This is a genomic window from Alkalihalobacillus sp. TS-13, from assembly GCF_019720915.1.
Lineage (GTDB): Bacteria > Bacillota > Bacilli > Bacillales > Fictibacillaceae > Pseudalkalibacillus.
The window spans coordinates 299,570-323,831 of sequence record NZ_JAHKSI010000003.1; the positions used below are offsets into that span (position 1 = coordinate 299,570).

The 24,262-nt window shown below is 43.6% G+C and carries 26 protein-coding genes; 18 read left to right on the forward strand and 8 right to left on the reverse strand.

Features of this window, described 5'->3' with window-relative positions:
• Position 1 precedes the first annotated feature (1 nt).
• From KOL94_RS20550 to KOL94_RS20565, 4 genes are all read left to right on the forward strand, one after another.
• Positions 2-919 (forward strand): type II secretion system F family protein, encoded by a 918-nt coding sequence (locus tag KOL94_RS20550; protein ID WP_221568534.1) that lies wholly within the window; start codon positions 2-4, stop codon positions 917-919.
• A gap of 468 nt (positions 920-1,387) precedes the next feature.
• A complete protein-coding gene (gene rsgA / locus KOL94_RS20555) occupies positions 1,388-2,437 on the forward strand; it encodes a ribosome small subunit-dependent GTPase A (protein WP_260412565.1) in 1,050 nt (349 codons plus the stop codon).
• Entirely contained in the window at positions 2,404-2,841 is a 438-nt protein-coding gene (locus tag KOL94_RS20560; protein WP_260412566.1) for a secondary thiamine-phosphate synthase enzyme YjbQ, read from the forward strand. Before rsgA ends, KOL94_RS20560 begins: the two co-directional genes overlap by 34 nt.
• Before the next feature lie 37 nt (positions 2,842-2,878).
• On the forward strand, positions 2,879-3,043 hold the full coding sequence (locus tag KOL94_RS20565; protein WP_221568535.1) for a hypothetical protein: 165 nt from the start codon (positions 2,879-2,881) through the stop codon (positions 3,041-3,043).
• Positions 3,044-3,046: 3 nt separating this feature from the next.
• On the opposite strand, the gene KOL94_RS20570 is transcribed toward KOL94_RS20565, so the two are convergent.
• Complete coding sequence (locus tag KOL94_RS20570; RefSeq protein ID WP_221568536.1) at positions 3,047-4,405, reverse strand: alanine/glycine:cation symporter family protein; 1,359 nt, start codon at positions 4,403-4,405, stop codon at positions 3,047-3,049.
• 136 nt (positions 4,406-4,541) lie between these two features.
• On the opposite strand from KOL94_RS20570, the gene KOL94_RS20575 reads away from it, so the two are divergent.
• Positions 4,542-5,003 carry a low molecular weight protein-tyrosine-phosphatase gene (locus KOL94_RS20575; RefSeq protein WP_221568537.1) on the forward strand — a complete coding sequence of 154 codons (462 nt, stop codon included), beginning with the start codon at positions 4,542-4,544 and terminating at the stop codon, positions 5,001-5,003.
• 115 nt (positions 5,004-5,118) lie between these two features.
• Here KOL94_RS20575 and KOL94_RS20580 read toward each other — a convergent pair whose 3' ends face one another.
• Positions 5,119-5,382, reverse strand: a complete 264-nt coding sequence (locus KOL94_RS20580; protein WP_221568538.1) for a GlsB/YeaQ/YmgE family stress response membrane protein — start codon at positions 5,380-5,382, stop codon at positions 5,119-5,121.
• A 154-nt stretch (positions 5,383-5,536) separates the two neighbouring features.
• On the opposite strand from KOL94_RS20580, the gene KOL94_RS20585 reads away from it, so the two are divergent.
• The 4 genes from KOL94_RS20585 (at position 5,537) to KOL94_RS20600 (ending at position 10,248) form a co-directional block, all read left to right on the forward strand.
• Positions 5,537-6,004, forward strand: coding sequence for a YtxH domain-containing protein (locus KOL94_RS20585; RefSeq protein ID WP_221568539.1), 468 nt, complete (start codon positions 5,537-5,539; stop codon positions 6,002-6,004).
• Between the two features lie 486 nt (positions 6,005-6,490).
• Positions 6,491-7,318 (forward strand): YihY/virulence factor BrkB family protein, encoded by an 828-nt coding sequence (locus KOL94_RS20590; RefSeq protein WP_221568540.1) that lies wholly within the window; start codon positions 6,491-6,493, stop codon positions 7,316-7,318.
• A 513-nt stretch (positions 7,319-7,831) separates the two neighbouring features.
• Positions 7,832-9,472, forward strand: a complete 1,641-nt coding sequence (locus KOL94_RS20595) for an acetolactate synthase large subunit (protein WP_221568541.1) — start codon at positions 7,832-7,834, stop codon at positions 9,470-9,472.
• 299 nt (positions 9,473-9,771) lie between these two features.
• The gene (locus tag KOL94_RS20600) at positions 9,772-10,248 is read left to right on the forward strand and encodes a VanZ family protein (protein WP_221568542.1); all 477 of its coding nucleotides are present in this window, start codon (positions 9,772-9,774) and stop codon (positions 10,246-10,248) included.
• A gap of 27 nt (positions 10,249-10,275) precedes the next feature.
• Here the strand turns inward: KOL94_RS20600 and KOL94_RS20605 are convergent, their stop codons facing one another.
• From KOL94_RS20605 to KOL94_RS20615, 3 genes are all read right to left on the reverse strand, one after another.
• Entirely contained in the window at positions 10,276-10,716 is a 441-nt protein-coding gene (locus KOL94_RS20605; RefSeq protein WP_221568543.1) for a redoxin domain-containing protein, read from the reverse strand.
• Between the two features lie 130 nt (positions 10,717-10,846).
• The gene (locus KOL94_RS20610) at positions 10,847-11,374 is read right to left on the reverse strand and encodes an alpha/beta hydrolase family protein (RefSeq protein WP_221568615.1); all 528 of its coding nucleotides are present in this window, start codon (positions 11,372-11,374) and stop codon (positions 10,847-10,849) included.
• Positions 11,375-11,520: 146 nt separating this feature from the next.
• Entirely contained in the window at positions 11,521-12,693 is a 1,173-nt protein-coding gene (locus KOL94_RS20615; RefSeq protein WP_221568544.1) for an MFS transporter, read from the reverse strand.
• A gap of 638 nt (positions 12,694-13,331) precedes the next feature.
• Between KOL94_RS20615 and KOL94_RS20620 the strand changes: the two genes are divergently transcribed.
• The 5 genes from KOL94_RS20620 to KOL94_RS20640 all read left to right on the forward strand — a co-directional run bounded on the left by KOL94_RS20620 (position 13,332) and on the right by KOL94_RS20640 (position 17,461).
• On the forward strand, positions 13,332-13,718 hold the full coding sequence (locus KOL94_RS20620; protein ID WP_221568616.1) for an OsmC family protein: 387 nt from the start codon (positions 13,332-13,334) through the stop codon (positions 13,716-13,718).
• Positions 13,703-14,314 carry a YitT family protein gene (locus KOL94_RS20625; protein ID WP_221568545.1) on the forward strand — a complete coding sequence of 204 codons (612 nt, stop codon included), beginning with the start codon at positions 13,703-13,705 and terminating at the stop codon, positions 14,312-14,314. The genes KOL94_RS20620 and KOL94_RS20625 overlap by 16 nt, the downstream gene beginning before the upstream one ends.
• Positions 14,315-14,427: 113 nt before the next feature.
• The gene (locus KOL94_RS20630) at positions 14,428-15,771 is read left to right on the forward strand and encodes an MATE family efflux transporter (protein WP_221568546.1); all 1,344 of its coding nucleotides are present in this window, start codon (positions 14,428-14,430) and stop codon (positions 15,769-15,771) included.
• 68 nt (positions 15,772-15,839) lie between these two features.
• Positions 15,840-16,439: an abortive infection system antitoxin AbiGi family protein gene (locus KOL94_RS20635; protein WP_221568547.1), complete on the forward strand. Its 600-nt coding sequence runs from the start codon at positions 15,840-15,842 to the stop codon at positions 16,437-16,439.
• Between the two features lie 230 nt (positions 16,440-16,669).
• Positions 16,670-17,461 (forward strand): YfkD famly protein, encoded by a 792-nt coding sequence (locus tag KOL94_RS20640; protein WP_221568617.1) that lies wholly within the window; start codon positions 16,670-16,672, stop codon positions 17,459-17,461.
• A gap of 52 nt (positions 17,462-17,513) precedes the next feature.
• On the opposite strand, the gene KOL94_RS20645 is transcribed toward KOL94_RS20640, so the two are convergent.
• Positions 17,514-17,843: a winged helix-turn-helix transcriptional regulator gene (locus tag KOL94_RS20645; RefSeq protein ID WP_221568548.1), complete on the reverse strand. Its 330-nt coding sequence runs from the start codon at positions 17,841-17,843 to the stop codon at positions 17,514-17,516.
• 152 nt (positions 17,844-17,995) lie between these two features.
• On the opposite strand from KOL94_RS20645, the gene KOL94_RS20650 reads away from it, so the two are divergent.
• The 4 genes from KOL94_RS20650 to rlmD all read left to right on the forward strand — a co-directional run bounded on the left by KOL94_RS20650 (position 17,996) and on the right by rlmD (position 22,883).
• The gene (locus KOL94_RS20650) at positions 17,996-18,184 is read left to right on the forward strand and encodes an SE1561 family protein (protein ID WP_221568549.1); all 189 of its coding nucleotides are present in this window, start codon (positions 17,996-17,998) and stop codon (positions 18,182-18,184) included.
• A gap of 610 nt (positions 18,185-18,794) precedes the next feature.
• On the forward strand, positions 18,795-20,339 hold the full coding sequence (locus KOL94_RS20655) for a fumarate hydratase (protein WP_221568618.1): 1,545 nt from the start codon (positions 18,795-18,797) through the stop codon (positions 20,337-20,339).
• 294 nt (positions 20,340-20,633) lie between these two features.
• Positions 20,634-21,407, forward strand: coding sequence for a delta-lactam-biosynthetic de-N-acetylase (pdaA, locus tag KOL94_RS20660; protein ID WP_221568619.1), 774 nt, complete (start codon positions 20,634-20,636; stop codon positions 21,405-21,407).
• Between the two features lie 96 nt (positions 21,408-21,503).
• On the forward strand, positions 21,504-22,883 hold the full coding sequence (rlmD, locus tag KOL94_RS20665; RefSeq protein ID WP_221568550.1) for a 23S rRNA (uracil(1939)-C(5))-methyltransferase RlmD: 1,380 nt from the start codon (positions 21,504-21,506) through the stop codon (positions 22,881-22,883).
• 323 nt (positions 22,884-23,206) lie between these two features.
• Here the strand turns inward: rlmD and KOL94_RS20670 are convergent, their stop codons facing one another.
• A complete protein-coding gene (locus KOL94_RS20670; protein ID WP_221568551.1) occupies positions 23,207-23,365 on the reverse strand; it encodes a YfhD family protein in 159 nt (52 codons plus the stop codon).
• A 213-nt stretch (positions 23,366-23,578) separates the two neighbouring features.
• On the reverse strand, positions 23,579-24,130 hold the full coding sequence (locus tag KOL94_RS20675; RefSeq protein ID WP_221568552.1) for a GNAT family N-acetyltransferase: 552 nt from the start codon (positions 24,128-24,130) through the stop codon (positions 23,579-23,581).
• Positions 24,131-24,262: the final 132 nt, after the last annotated feature.

Here is a 24,262-nt window from a genome sequence, read left to right on the forward strand (position 1 = left end):
GATGATGTATATCAGTTTCTTCGCTGCGGTTACGTTGTTTCTTTATTCCATTTACGTTTATCGAAGCGAAAAAAAAGAACCTGTAAAACGTAGACTTGATGCTTTTGTCGGTAAAAAAGGGGAAGCTGGGGAAAATGAAAATGATGCCACAGCAAAACCATTACATGTCCGCTTGCTGAGCCCGCTTTGGAAAGACTTCCGCAGAGGGTTCAAGAAAAAGATGCAAGGGGAGAAACAAGCCAAGCTTGAAGTGAAATTACTTCAGGCGGGAAATCCATTCGGTATGACAACGTTTGAGTATCGCCTCATCCAGCTCGGTCTGATCTTGATCATCCCGTTTTTAGCCGGAGGGTGGGGAGCATTATCGGGATTTAAATTGGGTGGGATCATTCTGTCGGTGTCATTCGCAATGCTGGTTGCAATCATCCTTCCTCCTTATTATTTGAAGAGTAAAATGAAAGCTCGTTCACAATCTGCATTACGTGAGCTTCCGGATGTCTTGGATCTTTTGACAGTCAGCCTTGAAGCAGGACTCGGATTTGACGGCGCTCTCAGTAAGGTTGTTTCGAAAAAAGAAGGGGTCTTATCGATGGAGTTTCACCGTTGTCTTGAAGAAATCCGTTTAGGGAAAACACGGAGGGAAGCACTGCGTGGAGTGAGGGAGCGGCTGACGGTAGATGAAATCAACATCTTGATCAGCAGTATTTTACAGGCTGAAAAGCTCGGTATCGGGATGGTCAATGTCCTGCGTGTCCAATCCGAAGAAGTGCGTGATCAGAGAAAACAGCGTGCTGAACAGGAAGCGATGAAAGCACCTGTCAAAATGCTTTTTCCGCTTGTATTGTTCATTTTTCCAAGTTTGTTCATCGTTCTTTTAGGGCCGGCAATCATCCAATTTGTCGAGACATTCAGTAAATAATATTTACATTCTTAAATGGGTAGCATATAATGGAAACAGATTAAAGGACTTGAAGGAGGTTTTGTATTATGTACACATTCATTGAGATGGACTATTCACCAATTGTATATGATGCACAGCCCCTGATAGGGACGTTAAAAAAGTAACCAAATGATGAACGGCGAATTTCATTGTTACTCGGTTTTACTGGTCCTCATGTATTGAAACATACACTCCGGTCCTCAAAACCTTCGTGCCTTGAACTTCTTGTTCCTGATTTGACACTTTTTTAACTCTCATTCGTTTGGACGTTAAAAAAGTAACCAAATGATGAACGGCGTCAATTTGATTTTCTTACTATTGAATGAACAGATCCATGGGCTGTGCGCGGCCTATGGTTTTTTATTTATTGACGTTTTCAATGAGACCATCGGGTGATTTTCCGGTGGTTTTTTAAATTTATTGTTCTAATAATAGGAGGAAATTGAATTGAATTTACAACAACTAGGTTTTTATGAAGAACGTATCGAACAAGCAAAGGAATGGACTGAAAAAGGATATGAACCCGGAAGAGTGGCCTTGGAACATAAAGGGATGTACACCTTGCTAACCGAGCATGGGGAAATCCGCGGCTCCATTTCAGGAAAGATGAATTTTGAAGCGGCTCAACGTGAAGATTACCCAGCAGTAGGAGATTGGGTCATGTGCCAGATCCGCCAAAATGATCGAGCAGCTACCATCCACTCGATCTTGCCGAGAACCAGTAAATTTTCTAGGAAGATTGCCGGACTTACGACAGAAGAACAGATCATCGCCACGAACATTGATACGGTGTTTTTAGTGAATGCGCTGAATAAAGACTTCAATGTACGGCGGATCGAGCGTTACCTGTTGATGGCGTGGGAAAGTGGAGCGAACCCGGTGATTGTCCTTAGTAAATCGGACCTGTGTGAAAATGTACAGGAACGGGTAAATGAAGTAGAAACCGTCGCTTTCGGATTACCAGTCCATATCATCAGTTCAGAAACGGGAGAGGGGATTGATGAAATCACACCTTATCTGACAGAAGGAAAAACTGTTGCACTGCTCGGCTCATCAGGTGCTGGAAAATCGACACTGGTGAACCGACTGTATGGAGAAGAAATCCAGAAGGTGAAGGAAATTCGTGAAGGCGACGATAAAGGAATGCATACGACAACGCACAGGGAACTGTTTCTCATGCCGCAGGGAGGATTATTGATTGATACGCCGGGTATGAGAGAGCTTCAATTGTGGAATACGAATGATGGGTTATCCGAAAGCTTCCGGGATGTCGAGATACTCGCTGATACTTGTAAGTTCAGGGATTGCCAGCACGCAAATGAGCCGGGATGCGCGGTGAAAGCTGCCATCGATTCCGGTGAACTGCCGGAAGAAAGATATGCATCCTATAAAAAATTGCAACGAGAGCTTGCTTATCTTGAGCGGAAAAATGATCAGAAAGCAAAGCTTGAAGAGAAGGCAAAATGGAAAAAGATAACGAAAAGCATGAGGAGGTAGCGATGCTCTACAAACAATCCATAGAAACACATAGCCGGGATGAAATGCTTGATGTGTCGTCCACTTTAAAAGAACTGATCAAAAAAAGCGGGATTGCGAATGGTGTGGCTTATATTTATTGCGCTCATACGACCGCAGGCATTACGATCAATGAAAATGCCGATCCTGATGTGAAGCACGATATGCTGATGAGATTGGATGAAGTCTATCCATGGGAACATGCAAAATACAAGCATGCGGAAGGAAATTCAGCATCCCATATGAAGGCGAGTACGGTAGGAAGCTCGCAAATGGTGATCATCGAGGATGGAGAGCCGATCCTCGGCACCTGGCAAGGCATCTATTTCTGCGAATTCGATGGACCGCGGACACGTAACTACTATGTAAAAATCATGGAAGATTAAAAAGGAAGGACTCACCGGGCTGGTGAGTCCTCTCCTTATGTTCAATTTCGGTGCAAGTCGAGATTTTATCGTAGCAATTTCGAAAGGTATCGGTGCAATTTCGAAATATATCGATGCAAATCCAAAAATTATCGGTGATTTGGAAGTTATAGTGTTAAAAAAGAAACAAACAGCATTTTCGCCATTTGCTTCTTTTTTATAGATTTTAAGCTGATTCCGAGGTTTGCTTTTGTTCTTCTTCCTTTTTCACGGCAAGGAAGCGTTTCGTTTCGGCAACGACCACACCGGATAGACCGAGGAGTCCAATCAAGTTAGGAATCGCCATCAAGCCGTTGAAGATGTCAGCAAGCGTCCAGACGACGTTGAGCGAAACAGTTGTACCGACGAATACGGCAAGGACAAACAGCAGCCTGTAGTATTTCACTGAATTGTCCCCGAACAGGTAAGAGAAACATTTTTCCCCGTAATAGGACCATCCTAATACAGTCGAGTATGCGAACAAAATAATGCCGATCGTGACGATCAAGGCACCTGGCGCGCCTAAGAAGCTCCGGAATGTCTCTGTTGTGAGAGCGGCACCATTCAGGTCACCTTTATACATATCCCCCATGACGAGCGTGATTCCTGTAATCGAACAGACGACGATCGTATCGATGAATACCTGTGTCATGGAAACGAGCGCTTGGCGTGCAGGGAAGTCTGTTCTTGCTGCAGCAGCGGCAATCGGCGCTGAACCTAAACCAGCTTCGTTCGAGAAGACCCCGCGTGCGACACCCCAGCGGATGACTGCACCTAGAGCACCACCTGCAACAGCTTCACCTGTAAAGGCATCACTGAAAATCAAGCCGACAGCACTCGGAACGAGATCAAGGTTCATGAACAAGATCACCAATCCGCCCACGACATAAAAAAGAGCCATGAAAGGAACGAGGTAAGCCACGACCCGGCCGATACTCTTGATTCCACCGAGGATTACGAGACCTGTCAATACCATCAAGATCAAGCCAGTTACCCACCCAGGGATATTGAAGGTCGTTTGTACAGCATCTGCAACAGAGTTTGATTGGACCATGTTTCCGATCCCGAATGCGGCGAATGCCCCAAAGAATGCAAAAAGGACACCAAGCCATTTTGCGTTCAGTCCTTTGTCGAGGTAGTACATCGGGCCCCCGGACATTTCACCATTTTTGTTTTTCACACGATATTTTACAGCTAAAATCGCTTCGGCATACTTGGTTGCCATACCGAAAAGTGCACTGAGCCACATCCAGAGGACAGCCCCAGGTCCCCCGATGAATACAGCCGTTGCAACCCCGGCGATGTTACCTGTACCGATTGTTGCAGCGAGCGCAGTCATCAGTGCCTGAAAGTGGGAGATATCCCCTTCAGATTTTTTGTCCTGCTTTTTTGTAAAAGCCAATTTCAATGAATAAGGTAGTAATGAAAACTGTAAGAAACTGAGTCGCAGCGTCAGGAAAATACCTGTGCCGACGAGCAATATGAGCAGCCAGGGTCCCCATACCCAACCACTAACATCCCCTAGAAACGCTTCAAATTGAGCCATCTGATTTTTCCTCCTATCTTTATGTTGTCTCTATTTTATTATTCTGCAAAAGGAGGAAACATGCCTTTTATCCGAGAAAAAATAGGGACAAGCTCACAAAAAAGCGAAATTTGGAAGATGAGGAGGGAGATTATCTGTGAAAAAAGTCTTATTTGTGTCTTCTGGAGGGGTTTGCCGTGCGCCGATCGCAGAAGCGGTTTTAAATGAAATGTGTAAAAATAAGGGGCTCAACGTTGAAATCGATTCAGCAGCGACAAGCGATTGGCATATTGGAGATTTTCTACATGAGGATAGTGTCGAAATACTTGACGAAAAAAAGATACCTTTTAAGACAAAGGAAAGCAGAAAGGTAAAGGCAGAAGATCTGGAGGCGTTCGATTACATCCTAGCGATGGATGCTGAAACACTCGGAGAATTGCATCGTCTTGCGGGTATGCGGGAAACAGGGGTGATGGCCAGACTCCTTGATTTTGTTGAGGATTTAAAGGAAGATGACATCCCGGATCCATATATGACAGGAGAGTTTGATAAGGCGTTCAACCTGATTGCAGTTGGGTGCGACCATTTTATACGGAAAATGAAAAAGGGGCTGTCTTAAAAGTAAAGTGTCAGATACTCCAACACACCATTTTTATTAAAAATGATTTTTCTCAAAATGTTGTTAAGTTCGGAGAGACTCAGACACTTTCTAGACAGCCCCTCGTTCATACTTTTTAATGATGGCTGCTTGGTCTTCTTGTCCGTTTCATGATGAAGCTTAACAAAAGTACGACGATGATTGCACCGATCAATGCAGGGATCAAGGCCATACCTCCAAGCGATGGTCCCCATGAACCAAGTAGAAGTGTTCCTAGCCAAGCACCAATGATTCCTGCAATGATATTACCGATGATTCCTCCAGGTACATCTCTTCCTACGATAAGACCAGCTAACCAACCAATGATACCACCTACGATTAAAGTCCAAATAAAAGCCATATGCTTTTCCTCCTTTTGGTTATTTTTATTGATTTGTATTTTTTTCATACCCCTGTGTAAAAATCCTTAAACAATTTGCGTAAAATGTTTTGGTTTTAAAAGAACGGGGGAAGTTAAATATTATTGAAGAAAAAAAATAAAGGAGAGATCATTTATGACTCAATCTGTATACAAACCTGATCAACAAAAAACGAATCAGCCAACCCCAATAAAAGTAAATAAAGACAAAGAGGGTTCTTTGCTTTGGAAGGGAATCCTGATCGGTGCAGTCGTTGGTGGTATTGCATCTTTAATTAACAAGAACACACGGAAAAATGTACAGGACCGTTCAATAAAGTTAAAAGATCAGACATCCTCTTTGTACAAAACTGTTCGCGAAGATCCTGCAGTCATCATGAACACGGTCAAGCATACGATGGATACTACCTCAAAAGCGTTGAACGATTTATCACGTGAGGTAAGAGAAGTCATCCAGAAAGTTGATGAAGTACGTCAGCATTCTGTGGAGACGTATTCAAGCATGAAAGAGGTCGGTGGAGAACTGAAGGATGTTTCCGGCAAGGTGAAAGAAGCTGGAAGAGAAATTACGGACATACCTGATGAAGAGGACAATAAATATTAAAATAGGCTTTGATTCATAATCGATGATGTTGGCGAAATTCACTCCCTTTCCGCGGGCAGACGAAAAGCGGAAGCGACCCGATTAGTCACGTAGGTCACTGGAAAACTGCGGAGGAGGCTCGAACCAAACAAAGAACTTGGTTCTGCGTGTGCCCACTCATAAGGATGTCGACCGTCGCAGGAAGTTTGAAGTGATCCAAGTGACTGGTCGTTGAGCTAGACCTCACTTGCACAGGATGTCAACGCAAAAATGAAATCATTTTCGTGTCTGCGATGAGAATTCTTAGAAGCTATCCTTCTGCTGGCTTCGACGTTCACCACAGGACGTGGTGGAATTTTGTCGAAGGTCCTTATTATAGTCTAAGATCCTTTTAAAGACTGTGAGGTCGCACCTGGCTCGCTATTCCCGCAGGAGTGTCGCAAATTTAGCTTAAGTATTTTACCTATCAACATTAGAGCTTTACAGATGTATAAAGGGAGTTGAGTGATGGTGGAAAGATTGAAGCAGCCGTCAAAGAAGATTTTCTGGCAGGATCTATTCAAAAGGATCCAGGAAGACGGAGTGACCGACTTGGCGGCACAACTTGCTTTTTATTTTCTGCTGTCACTTTTTCCATTTCTGATTGTTACGATTACTGTCATTACAACGATCGTTGATAAAAATCGATTGTTCACGCTCATACAGCTGTATGGTCCACCTGAATTGATGAACATCGTAAAAGATAATACTGAAATCATCAACAACCAGGGTGGTGCGATCCTCTCCGTAGGAATTATTGTCACTCTTTGGACTGCTTCTAATGGGATGAATGCAGTGATCAAGGCTTTGAACCATGCTTATGATGTGGAGGAGAGCAGAAATTTCATCGTGGCGAGAGCAGTCGCGATATCGCTGACGCTTGGCATGCTCCTAATTATACTCGTCGCGATGGCATTGCCTGTTTTCGGCCAGATGATCGGGAATGTGTTTGGATACCTTGGACTGCCAAATTGGGAAACGATATGGAATGGACTTCGCTGGGTACTTAGTACTGTAATCATTGCATGCGTAATTACCATCATTTATTTTGTAGCCCCAAACAAACCGTTGCGGATTAAGGATGTCTGGGTCGGTGCTGTGATTGCTACGATTGGCTGGCAGCTTGTTTCATGGGCATTTTCTTTTTATGTAAATAATTTCGGTAACTACAGTGCCACCTATGGAAGCCTTGGCGGGGTCATCGTCCTGATGCTTTGGTTTTATGTCTCAGGGTTGATGCTTATTATTGGTGGAGAGGTGAATGCAACCTTCAATAAGCTCCGTAAAAGTGGTTAAGGATGTATCATTCGCATATTCAAAACGAACACGGAGAAACTAAAGGTACTCTTTTGAAAAAGGAGATTACCTATGAGTAACAATAAGCAGAACCATAACGTGAAAAACCATAAAAAGCATACGAGCGATAGCAAGCATAAAACAAGCAGCTCGGCCAACAAGAAAAATCAATACCATTGACTTGGTATATCGCCATCCGTTTTGGGTGGCTTTTTTAGACTTAGGAGATGCAAACTTTATTGAAGGTTAGAATTTTTCGGGTGAAATTCACGCCACTCCTGCGGGAAAAGCGAGCCAGGCGAGACCCCACAGCGAGGAACTCGCGAGGAGTCTTGCGGATCGCCCGCGGAAAGGGAGTGAATTTCAAAGAAAACAATTCTGATTTCATTTTAGGTTTTCTGGAAGTATTCAACATAAGAGCCTACATATTCAGGTTTGAAACCTACTGTTAAAAAGGAATGAATACGATAGACCTATTTATTGCTGGGAATTGAAAAATGGAGGGATTCGACTATGCGAGTATCCGAATTGTTTGTGAAATGTCTAGAAAAAGAAGGGGTCGAATATATTTTTGGTGTGCCGGGGGAGGAAAATATCGATTTTCTCGATGCGTTGAAAGAATCGAACATCGAGTTCATCACGACAAGGCATGAGACCGGTGCTGCGTTCATGGCAGGGGTATACGGGAAGTTGACTGGTAAACCAGGTGTATGTCTTGCAACGTTAGGGCCAGGTGCAACGAATCTTGTGACAGGCGTAGCAGAGGCGAACATGGACTTGACCCCACTGATTGCGATAACCGGACAGGCAGATCTGGAGCGCCAACATAAACAATCTCACCAATTTTATGATCTCGTCTCCATGTTTAAACCGGTCACCAAGTGGAATACCTCCATACGGGATAAGGATATTGTACCTGAAGTTGTCTGTAAAGCCTTCCAACAAGCGGTCAGTGAAAAGCCTGGAGCCGTCCATATCGAGCTTCCGGAAGATATCGCAATGCTTGAAGTGGAAGGAAATCCATTGGAAGAACAGTCCAATGAGTTGCTTACGAGAGCTGTTGATAAAAAGATAGAGGAAGCAGCACAAGCGATCAATAAAGCGAAAAATCCGATCGTACTCGTTGGAAACGGTGTGACACGGATGGGCGCGTCAGAACCTCTTCAACATTTTGTGGAGAGAATCAGTGCCCCATTTACGAGCACTTTCATGGGGAAAGGCGCGATTACTTATGAACATCCGCAAAACCTGCAAACAGTGGGCTTACAAGATAAGGATCATATTGTATGTGGGATCGATAATGCTGATTTGATCATCACAATCGGTTTTGATTTTGCAGAGTATTCACCTTCAGCCTGGAATCCAGACGGGGATAAGCCGATCATTCATATCGATACACAGCCTGCAGAGGTTGATACGTGTTATCCGGTTAAAACAAGTGTGATCGGTGACCTTGTGGAGAATTTGAATCGACTGACTGAAAAAGTGAACGCACGCGAGCAGATGGATCCCTTTTTCGAAAAGCTTCGAACTGAAATCATGGATGACCTCAGTGAACATGATGAAGATAAATCATACCCGATGAAACCGCAGAAAATTGCAGCGGATTTACGAGCTGTTTTAGATGATGATGCGATTTTGCTTTCAGATGTCGGGGCTCATAAAATGTGGCTTGCTCGTTACTTCCATTGCATCCAACCGAATACGTGCTTGATCTCGAATGGGTTTGCCTCAATGGGGATCGCAATGCCTGGCGCAATCGGTGCGAAGCTGGCTTTTCCAGATAAAAAAGTCGTGGCGGTCGCTGGTGACGGAGGATTTCTGATGACTGTCCAGGAGCTGGAAACGATGGCTCGCTTGAAATTACCGATCGTAGTCGTCGTCTGGACAGATAACCGATATGGTCTGATTGAATGGAAACAGATGAATGAATATGATCGAAGCTCAAGCATCACATTTGATAATCCAGATATCGTACAGCTGGCGAAGGCATTTGGTGCTGAAGGTCTTAAGGTTCTCCGGGCCGAAGAGTTCCAGCCGATTTTAGAGAGAGCTTTTGAACTGGATCGGCCTGTCGTCATCGACTGCCCGGTTGATTATAAAGAGAATGTGCGTTTAACAGAACGTTTGGGGAATATCATTTGCAATAACTGAAGTTACTGAAATCAGGAAAGGTTTTTAAAAGGTTATTCTGCTTTCATATAGGTCTTTTTGTTCACACCTACGGTCGCACTTTTTGACAGTGTTCGAATGATGTGAGGATAAAGCACCCGAAAGCAGGATTGCCTTTTTTCGTGGCTGTTATGGCGTGATGCGCTTCCCGCTTAAGCCGATTATTCCAGAGAAAACATCTAAATAGAACTAAATGGAGCGGTATCATCATAGACTAGTACTGCAAGTCCTGGTACACTATTCTTTGTTTTGTAAAGGATGGGAATAAAGGAGTAGAACTTATGGAGATACAAAAAGATACAAGAGAATACGCGCGTTTGAAGTGGCGATGGATAGGAGCGATCCTATTCGTTTGTTATACAGCAATCCTGATCTACTCCACTTTATTCACATTCAACTATTACGTTTATGGAAAGTCCTTCAATCTCGTTCTGCTTGATAGCATCCGATTGATGTGGAGGAGCGGAAATTATTGGCTGATTTTCAAAAACGTAATAGGAAACCTACTGTTGTTCATGCCATTAGGTTTCCTATTGCCGTTGATGTTCAGATGGCTGGATTCATTCATAAAGATGTTCTTCATCTCGTTCGGGGCGAGCGGGTTGATCGAACTGCTTCAATACTATTACGCAAGCCGGATTTTCGATATAGATGATATCTTGTTGAATGGGATAGGTGGATTGTCAGGATTGATCCTATATAAAATTCTTGCGTTCTTCTACAGGATTTATGAGAGGAACTTTAAAAGAAGGAGCTGACAGGGTCAGCTCCTTTCTCTATATCGATTATTTTCCTAATACGCGATTCACACGCTTAGTGAGCATTTTCATTCCATCTCCGCCAGCTTGGAAGTGACGAAGCTTACCCTCGGCGTCGAATACGTAATATGCTGGAACGTATTGATTTTCATAAGCGTCAGTGAGTTTGTGTTGGTTATCAACGAAAATCGGTTGCGTAATGTCATGTTCAGCAGCGATTTCCTTGACTTGATCGATATCGAGATCTTTTTCAGAACGAGGCATATGAACCGCCACAACGTTCAAATCGTCTTTATAATCATCACGGAATTGGTTGATGTTCGGCATTGCCTCTTTACATAGCTGGCAGCTTACAGACCAGAAATGTACCAGTGTAGGTTTATCTCCTAATAGCTGATCCTTCGAAACTTCCCCGTTCAACCATTCTGTAGCACCTTCGAATTCAGGCATCTCAGTACGTAATCTCATTGTTTGATCGACTCCTTTAACAATAGTATTCACATTAAAATGATTATTATCTGATTACAATTTTAAAAGTAAAATTCCGATACGTCAATTTATCTGTTTCACACTATAGTATACCTTCGGAGGTAAAGGGTTAAACCTTTTGTCCTACTTGTGGGAAAGCTGCCTCAAGCCAGGTTACCGCTTGCTCAACCATTGGGAGGGTAGTGGTATGATTGACATTAGGAAATAGCTCAAATTTGATTTTTTCTTTATCATCATATTGTACAACTGCTTTTTCATAGAACAATTGCTGGGTGTTTGCGGGTATGATCTGATCATTTGAACCATGCAGCAGAAGAATAGGGCGCTCCTGAATAGCAGCCACGCGTTCAATTGGATCGAGTTTTTGGATCTCCTCAACCCAACCGCTAGGCTTAAAACCGATCTTTTGAAAGTAATCTTCGCATCCAGTCCAATATCCAGAGCTATTTATCGTAATCAACCCATCGAAACAATTATTCTGAACAAAAGCGCATGAAGCAATCAAGCCTCCCATCGAGCTGCCCAGTAATACTTGATCATAGGAGTTATCATTAAAAATGTTCGTCAGACGATCAGAAAGCTGAATAACGTCAGTGACACTCTTTATGACAGTTTCCCAAAAATACGTTTCCTGGATTCTCTTGTAAAGGGCTCCTCAATTTTTCCCCGATAAAGAACGATTATAGTCGATTTAAGGGAATCTACATTTGTAAGCCGATAATGCTTAAAAGGAATTTTTTCATTTTTATAAGAATCAATGGTAATCATGATTAGCACACCATCCTATACGTCCCCAGCAACACTTTGCGTAGAGCGAATTGGTTTGAAAAAGATCAAGGCGGTGAACAGGAGGAGCATCATTCCGCCGATTGTGTAGAAGATGCTTCCTTCTTCAAAGAATTGGATGGAGAATCCTCCAATTAATGGACCGAAAATACTTCCGAGACTGAAACAAATCCCAGCCAATATATTACCTGCCGGGAGCAGTTCCCTAGGAAGAAGATCTGCCATGTATGTGATCCCCATCGAAAATAAAGAGCCAAGAAATAAGCCTGCGATGACGAACATCACCGTCAAATAGACAAGTGAATTGTTCACATTCATCGCAAGAAAACTTAAGCCACCGATTAAAAGTGATATGATGAGAATCGGTTTCCTTCCGAATCGGTCGCTTAATAATCCGAGAGGCACTTGGAAAATGAGTGCTCCCACTGCAAAAGCTGGCAAAAGGATCGATACAGCTTCCACACCAAGCCCTTGACGAATCGCATAAACTGGAAAGTTACTGTGTACAGCTGTTTCGATAAAACCATATCCGAACGTCCCGAGCAGTCCAGCCCATGACATCCGGAAAACTTTTCCGTACCGTTTCCAGGTGCTTTGGACGTCCGGTGTTGTAATGTTTTCGGGATATTCGTTGTCGATTTTAATAAGGAAGACTAAGGAAAGGATACACAAGGCTGCAGCAATCATAAATGGCAGCGCATAGTGAATATCGACCAGCCTTGTCATAACTGGCCCGATACCGAACCCGAGCCCGAACGAAACCCCATAAATGGCAATGTTCCTTCCCCGCTTCTTTTCAGCACTCATTGATGTGAGCCATACTTGTGTTGCGAAATGGAAAATATGGTCCCCGATTCCGATGATGACACGAAGGATAAACCAAAACCAGATCGCCTGCCACAAAGGAAGGACAAGTACCGATACACATGTCACCGCAATACCGGTGACGATCAGCTTCTTGTACCCGAATGTATGTAATGGTTTTTCGATAAAAGGTGAGATGAGCAAAATTCCGATATAAAATGCAGACGCACTGAGGCCGTTTACACCTGAAGAAACGCCAGCCTTTTCAAGCAATATCGCGAGAAGCGGCAGTAACATTCCCTGTGCAAAACCGGAAACGAACACGACGGCGATCAGGACGTTGAAACGATAACGGGCGGAACGCATAACTTGTACTTCCTTTCATAAGTTGGTACATTTTTATATATTGGCTTATTCTTTATGATTTTGGTTAATATGAATTTCTGCAAAATTCACTCCCTTTCCGCGGACTCAAGAAAAGCGGAGGCGACCCGGTTAGGCACGTAGGTCACTGGAAAACTGACGAGGAGGCTCGAACCAAAAAAAAACTTGGTTCTGCGTGGGCTCACTCATAAGGTGTCAATCAATGTGTCGGCCGCCGCAGGAAGTTTGAAGTGATCCAAGTGACCGGTCGCAGAGCTAGACATCACTTCATTGCATTTACCTACTCCCGTAAGCCTCCTCACTTGCACAGGATGCCAACACAAAAATGAAATCATTTTCGTGTCAGCAATGAGAATTCTTAGAAGCTTTCCTTCTGCTGACTTCGACGTTCACCATAGGACGTGGTGGTATTTAGTCGAAGTTCATTATTATAGTCGAAGGTCCTTTTAAAGAGTGTGGGGGTCTCGCCTGGCTCGCTTTTCCTGCATGAGTCGTGAATTTCGCTTTAAAATATTTTCTACCAACATCAACATTTTACTAAAAAATCTTTTAGTTCGGAAATTTAATAGTTAGAATTATATCAGAGAACAATCTACAATGAGAGGTCAGGTGTGATGAAATTGGAATTTAAGATGACTGAAGGCGGTTTTACAACTGAATTAGAGTATGGAAAGCTTGATATTTCCGGAAATGAGGAGTATGGATTCCGTCCGTATCAATTGCTTGTATCATCAGTTGCTGTTTGCAGCGGCGGTATTTTACGGAAGGTAATGGAGAAAATGCGCTATCCATTTGAAGATATTACAGTGAATGCTGAGGTCGAACGGAACGAAGCTGAGGCGAACCGCATCGAGAAAATCGAACTTACGTTTTATATCAAAACGGCGGAGTGGAATGAACAAAAAATCGAAAAGGCGATGCATTTGACTCGGAAGAACTGTTCCATGGTCCAATCGGTGCAAGACAGCATTGAGGTTGTGGAAAGAGCGAAATGGGTCCAACAGTAAAAACCCTTCTCCTTTTAGCTGTCGGAGCGATCATCCAGGGGCTTGGCATGGGACTGTTTCTTTTTCCACACCATATTCCATCGGGTGGTGCAGCCGGGATTGCGATTTTGAATGAGTACTTTTGGAATATCCCGCACGGATGGTCTTTATGGTTAGTCAACGTTCCATTGTTATTTGCTGCTGTAAAATATCTCGGTGCTGCTTCTGCCGGGAAAACGATTTTTGCGGTGACCGTCACGTCGATTACCGTAGATCTGATTGGTATACTTTTACCGCGTGCGATTTCAATACCATGGGTCGATCTCGTATTTGGAGCGTGTCTGTTCGGAATCGGTGTCGGGATTCTTTTTAAAAACGGGGCATCCTCCGGAGGCATGGCGATTTTAGCGCAGATTTTCGCGAATGTATTCAAGCGAGCACCTGGGCAGATGATGTTCTGGATTAATGGTGTGATCTTTTTCATTACCGCATTTGTAATCGGCTGGTGGATTTTCTTGTTCGCAATCTGTACACAATGGATCGGCACACAAGTTTTAGACCGTGTCTATAATGGGAAACTTACATTTGTAAAACTTCGAAAGGCACTCCACATCTAAAGGAGTGCTTTTATAACGAGCACTTATCCGGCGGAATTGAAGCGTAAACCGGCCAATGGTACTTTTTACACTTATTATGAAAGAAGAATAAAACACAGAAAGAAGGTGGCGCGATGTCTGTACAAATGGATTTTACAAAAGGATCGATTCCGAAGCAGATGATTGTCTTTTCGGTTCCAATATTTCTAACGAACATCCTGCAGACATCGTTCCAATTCATAGACAGTGTCTGGGTCGGGAATCTTTTAGGTTCGAATGCCCTGGGTGCGATCTCGATTTCAGCGACGTTGATTTTTACGATCCTCTCATTCATCATCGGGGTGAACAGCGCCTCCCTGACAGTCCTTTCACAAAAGAAAGGGGCAGATGATGAGCAAGGTCTGAAGGAATCGTTGAATGCGTTTGTCTTTGTACTCGGAATCATGGCGTTGACCTTAGGGATTGTCGGATTTTTCCTATCTGGATGGCTGTTAAAATTGCTTGGTACACCTGAGGAGATTTTTCCTTTAGCAAAAAGCTATTTGCAGGTGAACTTTCTCGGAATCCTTTTCCTGTTCGGTTACAATTTTATCGGGACCGTCCTTCGAGCGCTTGGTGACAGTAGAACGCCGATTCGGTTCGTGTTCATGGCGGTCGTCTTGAATACGATCCTTGACCCCGTTTTCATCTGGGTATTGGATATGGGAATCGTTGGTGCAGCATATGCAACGATCGTTTCTCAAGGATTTGCTTTCATTTATGGGATTTACTATTCGGTGTGGAGAGCAAATGTTCCGTTCGTATTGCCGTATTTACCATCTAAGTTCTATTTCTTCTCGCTTTTCAAGCTCGGTGTTCCGGCTGGACTCCAGATGATGGCGATTTCTGGAGGAGTAGCAGCGATCATGGGGATCGTCGCTCATTTCGGAGCGGATGTAGTTGCCGGATTTGGAGCAGCCCAGCGGATCGACAGCATCATCATGCTTCCGGCTTTTACGTTAGGATCAGCAGTGAACAGTATGGCCGGGCAGAATATCGGAATTCGTTCTTGGGACCGTGTCGAAGCGATATCTAAAAACGGGATCTATCTCATTCTTGGCGTTTCATTCTCGATCAGTGTGATTGCGTTCCTTTTTGCAGAAGAACTGATCCGGTTATTCGTAAGTGATGATGCTACGATTACATTCGGAACGACTTATCTGAAAAGTGTCGCTTTCTTTTATCCTTTCTTAGGAATCAATTTCGTCTTGAATGGGATTGTCCGGGCTGCGGGAGCCATGGTCCAGATCCTGATTCTTAATCTGATTTCGTTCTGGGTGCTGCGTGTACCGTTGACCTATCAGTTTTCCCGCTGGTTAGGTGAGGATGGGATCGCTTTTGGAATCGGTACAAGTTTTGTCATAAGCAGTGTCGTTGCTTACGGGTATTATAAGTTTGGCAAATGGCGTGAAATTGAGCTTTTTGAAAATGAAAAGTGAGAGACACATAAATACAGTGTAGATGTACACCCTTTCTGTTAGGAAGTCCTGATAGAAGGGTGTTTTTTATGCAACGATATTATTCGAGGATCTATTGGCATTTCACTGGTTCACCGAAAAGCGATGTGAAAGTGTTGAGTCCAGATGAGCTGTTGAAAAAGAGTGAGCCGAAGCCAGAAAAGGAATCCGTTGAAATTCTTTTGAAAATTTTGCAGTCGCAACGATTGAAAGCTACAAGTCAGGAACAGGTAGGTCCTTATAAAACAAACGCCTTTTGCTGTACCACGGATATTCCTTTCAAAGATTTGGTTGAGCATGCCCTGTACTATGGCAGAGCGGCGATCGGCTTTAAGGCAGAAGCGATCCATGATGTTTTTTTGCCGGTTTGTTATGTGTCATCAAAGCATGAAGCACACAACAACTTGATGGAAAACGATCACCCTTTGATGGATTTCATCAAAATCACCGACTTCCACCCGAAAGAAGGGCACACGTTTTACCGGGAAAGAGAGTGGCGTAATATTGGAGACTTTGCATTTGAAAAAGATGAAATTGCAGCAATCGTTGTACCGGATGATTCGTTGAAAATGGTCCGCATTTTTTTAGAAAAGCAGAAATACCCTGATGATATTTCGGTCTTGTCCTGGCGATTGGTAGAGGAAGCGTAAAGAGATTTAATTTTTATGCAGCCGTTTTTACCTTCGACAATTCTTTCAAATCTTCAATCAAATGTTTGATTAAGAGCTATAATCATGTGAAAGTAGTGGCTTTTCATTTTCAATCAAACGCTTGTTTGAACCTTTGAGAAATTTGTCGAGGGCATAGACATGAAAAATTTGGCATGTAGATTTTATCACGAGTGGAAAAAAATAAAGGTAAGAAGAAAGGAGCATGTCCGATGAGAAAGTTGGGTATTCTGATTGCCTGCTTAGGGCTTTTACTATGGCCGGATCAGGCATTATCCGCAGAAAAAGCAAAGAATTCCGAAAGAGTTTCAATTCCGAATTCGACTGTGTCAATTTCAAAAGAAAACACATATCCGAATGCAACGCAGGATTTACCTGATTTACAACCGAGTCAGCTGACTGAGGAAATGTTCTCGACAACCGATATCAAAATCGAGAATCCGGAACTTATCCGTCTCTTTAATGAATCCAGCATTTCACCGTCAAAAGCTGCGATAGGTTACCGTGCCAAGATTTATTTAGGCCAATGGCCATTGAATTATGAATCCGCGGAAACGAACGTCAACTGGGAATATCAGAAGGTGAATGTCAATCAGTTGAACAACCATGGCGGGAAAGCTGTCTCTCAATTGCGATTCAACCAGGAACATGAACAAAAGGTTTCCGGAGGATTGACCGCTAAAATCGAGAGCAGTGAAGATGTCAAGAAAATGATGATGATCGACGCTTCGAAAAAAACCGGCTTGCCGCTCTCTTTCACGACGATCATAGGAAGAGGGACGAAGAAAGAAAATGTTTATAACATCCCACCGAAAAAGGTCGGATATCTATATGGATACGTGCCTGCAGTGAATGAAAAGGGGCGAGTCACTTACGGTGAAGTGTTCATCAATCTTAAGGGAAGCAAGAAAAGTATCGAAGTGAAAAATGTGACCCATCAAGGTATCGGGGCTTGGATCCCGGTTCAAGATTATGTTTCCCTAAGATTCAATATGACTAACTGAACGATGAAGTAGCACGTAAAAAAGGGGCTGACACCTAGGCGTCGCCCCTTTTTTAATCCTGCGGTTGTTCCATTTCCACCCAGTCATCACTCCATCGTTGGATTTCACTGATGACGTTTTTAAGGGAAGTGCCTTTATCCGTCAGCTTATATTCAATTCGTACAGGTGTTTCTGGATAGACTTCACGTTTAACAATGCCGACCGCCTCAAGTTCTTTCATTCTTTCTGTCAGCATTCTGTCACTCATATCAGGAATTTGTCTTTTTATATCTTTAAATCGTTTAGGTCCAGCTAACAGGACACGAATGATCAGACCTGTCCACTTTTTTCCTATGATTTCAATTGCCGCTTCGTACTTCGGGCACATGCTTTCATAATTCATCAATCATCACCTCGAATTGAGATTGAATCCAGTATATCTTAAGTGTAAGGTTTCGACTTACTTTTGTAAAGCAATTGTAAATGCGGGTAATTCCCAATAATACTCAAAAATCTGTTATCATATTAGAGGAAAAAAGAAAGGAGACCTACTAGATGGGCAATGCCATACATGATAAGTCATCACAAATGGATTATATCCAAAACAAAATGGATATGCTTTTGAAAGTATTGGATACGATCGATCCTGAAACAGCTGGAGTCGAAGAAATCGATCGGATCATTGCAATGCTGGATGAACTTGAAGTGAAATGCAAACAGTTCCGCCATAACTGGGGGGAATGATTTATATAAAAGGATTTATTGAATTATAATTTGGATTTTAAAGCGATAGTCGCAACACTCCTGCGGGAAAAGCGAGCCAGGCGAGACCCCCACACTCTTTAAAAGGATCTTCGACTATAATAATGATCTTCGACTAAATACCACCACGTCCTATGGTGAACGTCGAAGTCAGCAGAAGGAAAGCTTCTAAGAATTCTTATCGCAGACACGAAAATGATTTCATTTTTGTGTTGAGATCCTGTGTAAGTGAGGAGGTCTGCGGAAGTAGGTAAATGCAATGAAGTGATGTCTAGCTCTGCGACCAGTCACTTGGATCACTTCAAACTTCCTGCGGCGGTGCCAGCCTCTTCGTCAGTCCTCCAGTGACCTACGTAACTAAACGGGTCGCTTCCGCTTTTCTTGTGCCCGCGGAAAGGGAGTGAATTTTGCGAAACAGAGCGTGTATAAAAGGATTTTAAGTGCTGTATTTGTTATACTGGACATAGGTTTGATGTGGTTTTGTTTCCGCTTTCAAAGCGGTTTGATTGATAAATTCATGATTCCACAGGCTGGATGGGAGGAGGAGCCCTTCACCTGTGTGAAAATTTTCATAAAAGGGGTCATCGGGGAAATGGAAAAGCTGAAAGAAAGTATGTACGAATTGATTGTTGAGACGTCTACGAATTTACCGAAAGACGTACGCCGCGCGATTGCAAAAGCGAAAGCCCAGGAAAACGCAGGGACTCGTGCAGCGATGTCGCTCGATACGATCAGTGAAAATATTTTAAAAGCAGATGAGAATGTCTCGCCGATCTGTCAGGATACAGGGCTTCCGACATTCAAAGTGAAGGTTCCTGTCGGTGTGAACCAGTTGAAAATCAAGGATGCAATCATCGAGGCGATCAAACAAGCGACAGATGACACCAAGCTTCGTCCAAACTCAGTTGATTCGTTGACTGGTGCGAACAGCGGTGACAACCTAGGACCGGGGACACCTGTCATCAAGTTTGAACAGTGGGAGAAGGATTATATCGATGCTCGCTTGATTTTAAAAGGCGGCGGTTGTGAAAATAAAAATATCCAGTATAGTCTTCCGACGGAATTAGAAGGCTTAGGTCGTGCAGGACGTGACCTGGACGGTATCCGCAAGTGTATCATGCACTCGGTTTACCAAGCGCAAGGTCAAGGTTGCAGTGCTGGTTTCATTGGTGTCGGAATCGGCGGGGACCGTACATCAGGTTATGAGCTAGCGAAGGAGCAGCTGTTCCGTTCTGTAGAAGATGTCAATCCGAATGAAGATCTTCGCAAACTCGAAGAATACGTTATGGATAATGTGAACGAACTCGGTATCGGAACGATGGGCTTCGGCGGTGAGACAACGCTATTAGGTTGTAAAATTGGTGTGATGAACCGTATCCCTGCAAGCTTTTTCGTATCGGTCGCTTATAACTGCTGGGCGTATCGTCGTCTTGGATTCAAGCTCGATCCGAACACAGGTGAGATTATAGAGTGGCTCTACCAGGACGGAGAGAAGATTGATTTTAAAAAAGAGATGGAAAAAGCAGCAGCCGCTCTTGATGATGTGAAGGAAGTACGCGAGGTCGTGCTTGAAGCGCCGATCACAGAAGAAAAAATCCGTGAACTGCGTGTGGGTGATGTTGTTCGCATCAATGGTGTGATGCACACCGGTCGTGACGCAATCCATAAGCACTTGATGAGTAATGATGCGCCGATCGACCTTGATGGTCAGATCATCTATCATTGCGGTCCAGTCATGATGAAGGACGCAAACGGTGAATATCATGTGAAAGCTGCAGGACCGACGACTAGTATCCGTGAGGAGCCTTACCAGGGTGACATTATGAAGAAGTTCGGTATCCGCGCAGTCATAGGAAAAGGTGGAATGGGTCCGAAGACGTTGAAAGCATTGGAAGAGCATGGTGGGGTTTATTTGAATGCGATCGGCGGTGCAGCGCAATATTATGCGGAGTGCATCAAGAAAGTCGACGGCGTTGATATTCTCGAGTTTGGAATTCCAGAAGCGATGTGGCATCTGCAAGTAGAGGGCTTTACAGCAGTTGTAACCATGGATTCACACGGAAACAGCCTTCACCATGACGTGGAGAAATCATCACTTGAAAAACTCGCCCAATTCAAAGACCCAGTCTTCAAATAAAAACAAATCGTTCAAAAATGAGAAAAGCCGGGGCAACTCGGCTTTTTTGATTTATTAAGGCGTGCCTGAAGGCGTGCCTGGCACCGATCACAAAGCGTTGGCGCTGTAGGGACTTCGATCGGTGCCAGGCACCGAAGCAAAACCCTTGGGGCTGTTGAGGTTTGAAATGGTGCCAGGCACCGAAGTACGCAAAATGGTAATCGATTCCTTGTATGGATAGTTTCTTGTCATTCAAACTAATACTAAGGTTGTGTAAAGGAGTCGATTGCTGTGTTCAAGAAATTCGCAGTTTATATGTTGATATTTAGCTTTGTTTTAGCTGTTCCGCTGAATGCTTACGCTTATTCGAACCAGAAACATGATTGGTTTTTCAAGCGGAGTAAGGATCAGCAGCCAGCTACAACGGACCAGAAATTCATTGATCTACTTGATAAGTACAAGGGTTATTATATCGGCGATACAAGTAAGAAGAACCTTTATCTCACTTTTGATAATGGCTATGAGAATGGATACACGGAAAAAGTGTTGGATGTTTTAAAAGCAAAAAAGGTTCCTGCCGCATTTTTCGTAACTGGCCATTATTTAAAAGACCAGTCGGATCTTGTAAAACGGATGGTGAATGAAGGGCATATCGTCGGGAACCATTCCTGGCATCATCCCGATCTAACGACTGTAAGTGATGAACGTCTGAAAAAAGAGCTACAAAAGGTGAAAGAAGAATATGAAGGACTCACCGGACGGAAAGATATGATGTACCTACGGCCACCGCGGGGTGTTTTCAGCGAACGAACCCTGGCACTTTCTGAAAAAGAAGGCTATACAAACGTCTTCTGGTCCCTTGCTTATATGGACTGGGTCACGAACCAGCAGAAGGGTGCCGATCATGCATACAGGAGCATCATGAAACAAGTACATCCAGGCTCTATTTTGTTGCTTCATTCTGTATCAAAGGACAATGCAGAAGCGCTTGGACGAGTCATCGATGATTTGAGGAAACAGGGTTATACTTTTAAAAGTTTAGACCATCTTGTCGCGGACGATCGCATTCCAAATCCGATTTCTGACTGAACATCGAAGGCAGCCTCTAAAGTTTAAGCAGAGGTTGTCTTTTTATGTTGTACACGTGATATAATAAGTCCGATTAAAAAAGGACGGAGTGTAAGTATGAAAGCAAATGAAACGAACCTGAAGGCCGGAGACACGATCCATTTGCCTATCAAGCGTCTTGGGATCAATGGGGAAGGCATCGGTTTTTATAATAAAAAAGTCACCTTCGTACCTGGGGCATTGCCAGGTGAAGAAGTGATCGCAAAAGTGACAAAGCCTCTACCGAACAGGATCGAAGCAGAAATGGTCACGATAAAAAAGAAATCGAAGGACCGAGTGAAGCCGCCTTGTCCAATCTATGAGCAATGCGGAGGATGCCAGCTCCAGCATTTAAGCTATGAAGCACAGTTGCAAGAAAAGAAAGATATTGTACGGCAGGCTTTCGATCGTTATACAAAGTTGGACGCCTATCACTTGCCTTTGAAAGATACGATCGGCATGGAGGATCCGTGGTACTACCGGAATAAGAGCCAATTTCAAGTGGCTAAAAAGGGTGCTAGCGTGCTAGCCGGATTATATGGTCTTGGGTCGCATAAGCTGATCGATCTTACGAACTGCATGGTTCAGCATCCACAAACGACAAATGTTACGAATACAGTGAAAAAGATCTTGGAGGACTTGAACATTTCAATCTACAATGAGCGGAAACGGTCCGGGATTGTACGCACGGTTGTAACGCGTGTAAGCTTTGAAACGGAAAAAGTTCAAGTCGTTTTGATCACGACTCAGCGTGACATCCCGAAAAAGGATTTGCTGATTAAAGAAATGAAGAAGCGGCTTCCTGAAGTCACATCAATTTTACAAAACATCAACGGCCAGAAAACCTCAGTGATTTTCGGCGATGAAACGATCCATTTAGAGGGAGACCATACGATTCAGGAAACGTTAGGAGATCTTTCTTTTGAATTATCTGCAAGAGCCTTTTTCCAGCTGAATCCTGTACAGACTGTGAAATTGTATAATGAAGCACGTAGAGCGGCCAAGCTGACAGGGGAAGATAAAGTCGTCGATGCATACTGCGGCGTAGGAACAATCGGTTTATGGCTCGCTGAACGAGCAGGAGAAGTCCGTGGTATGGATGTCATTGAAGAATCGATTGAAGATGCGAACGAAAATGCTGCCCGTCACGGAATTAATAATGCGCACTATGTGACAGGAAAAGCAGAAGACCTGCTGCCGAAATGGCTCAAAGAAGGGTGGAAACCAGATGTCATCGTCGTCGATCCACCAAGAACCGGATGCGACATGACATTCCTGAAAACTGTAGCAAAAATCCAACCCAAACGGATGGTATATGTATCCTGTAATCCATCCACATTAGCCAAAGATGTGGATTATTTATTAAAGCGAGGATTCAAAATCGAACGGCTCCAACCTGTGGATATGTTCCCGCACACATCCCATGTCGAAGTCGTCGCGACGCTAGTAAAAAAGTAACATGCGTACCAGGCACGACAATTTCACCCTTGTGCCCCAACGGTTTTGAGATGGTGCCAGGCACCGATCGGGAACCCTTGATACATAAGGCTTCTGAATCGGTGCCTGGCACCATATGTATTTCTCTCTGCCTTGCTAACAGTTTATCCACACGTATGGGATAACTGAAGTTGTGGGTTTCTAAGTTATTCACCGACTTATGCACATTATCCACATATTGATATTCAACTTGTACACATATCCACAGTTATCCACAACTAAAAAGACAAAACAAAGGAGACTTGCCGGGGAAGGGACAAGTCTCCTGTTCAGTCTTGCAGAGGTTATTTACGTCTTGCGCGACGATCAGCCGCTCTTGCTCTTTCCTGCGCTTGCAGATCCTCAGAGTCGGCAAGTTCTTGGGAAAACTCAACATCACGACCGTCTGGTGCGATGTTTTGTTTGTTCTGTGCTTTTTGGCGAGAACGTTTATCTTTTCCCATGAGTGAACCCTCCTTAGACAAATGGTGAGAGGATGACCTCTCGTTAATTATGATGTGCAATCGTTCTTGAACTATAAGAGGAAAGATAGGGTAAAGGTGTGAAAAATTGCAGCCATCCACATGTGTATAAACTTACTCACCCATCACCCTCAAGTTCATTTCTCCACATAAAAAGGCTGAACTCATCAAATGAGTCAGCCCCAGTATCGTTTCCTATGCCTCCATCGCTTCTTCGACAAGAGAAGAATGGCGTGCTGTATACATATAGTAAGTATCACGTTCAATTTGAAAAAGGTTATACACATCTTCTACAGCATTCAGTTGTTGATAAATATCTGGACGGGTCTCGTTTGCAAGCGATACATACGGAATTTTCAATGCAGCGCGTTCTGATCGAGGATTCGTTTTCCGGATCCGCATGAAGATTGTTTGGATATCTTTTTCAAAGAATAGCTCGGTGAAAAACAATTCTTTCGCCAGTTGATTATAGCCTTTTCCGTGGTATGGTTTGCCGATCCACGTTCCTAAAAACCCACAGTTTTCTTGAATGTCGAATAGATTGATCGTACCGATCGGGTTGCCCCATTCATCTAATATCGTTCTCGAGATCAGTTCCCCATTCTCTTCTGCTTCCAAGGTCTGTTTTGTCAAAAAGATGAACTCTTCGACAGAACCAGCTTTGTGGCGCACAAAAGGGAAGACAGCGGGGTCTGCCATCAACTCATAAAGAACATGACATTCATTTAGATCACGTTTCTTTAACATTTTATACATCCTCCCAAAGAGGGCAGTCGATTGCTACCCTCGAATTAAAATTTCTAATTCGGGGTGGGAATCGAACCCACTAAGACCAGATGTACTGGTGGCGCACCAATTGCCTTCCCTTACCTTTGACTA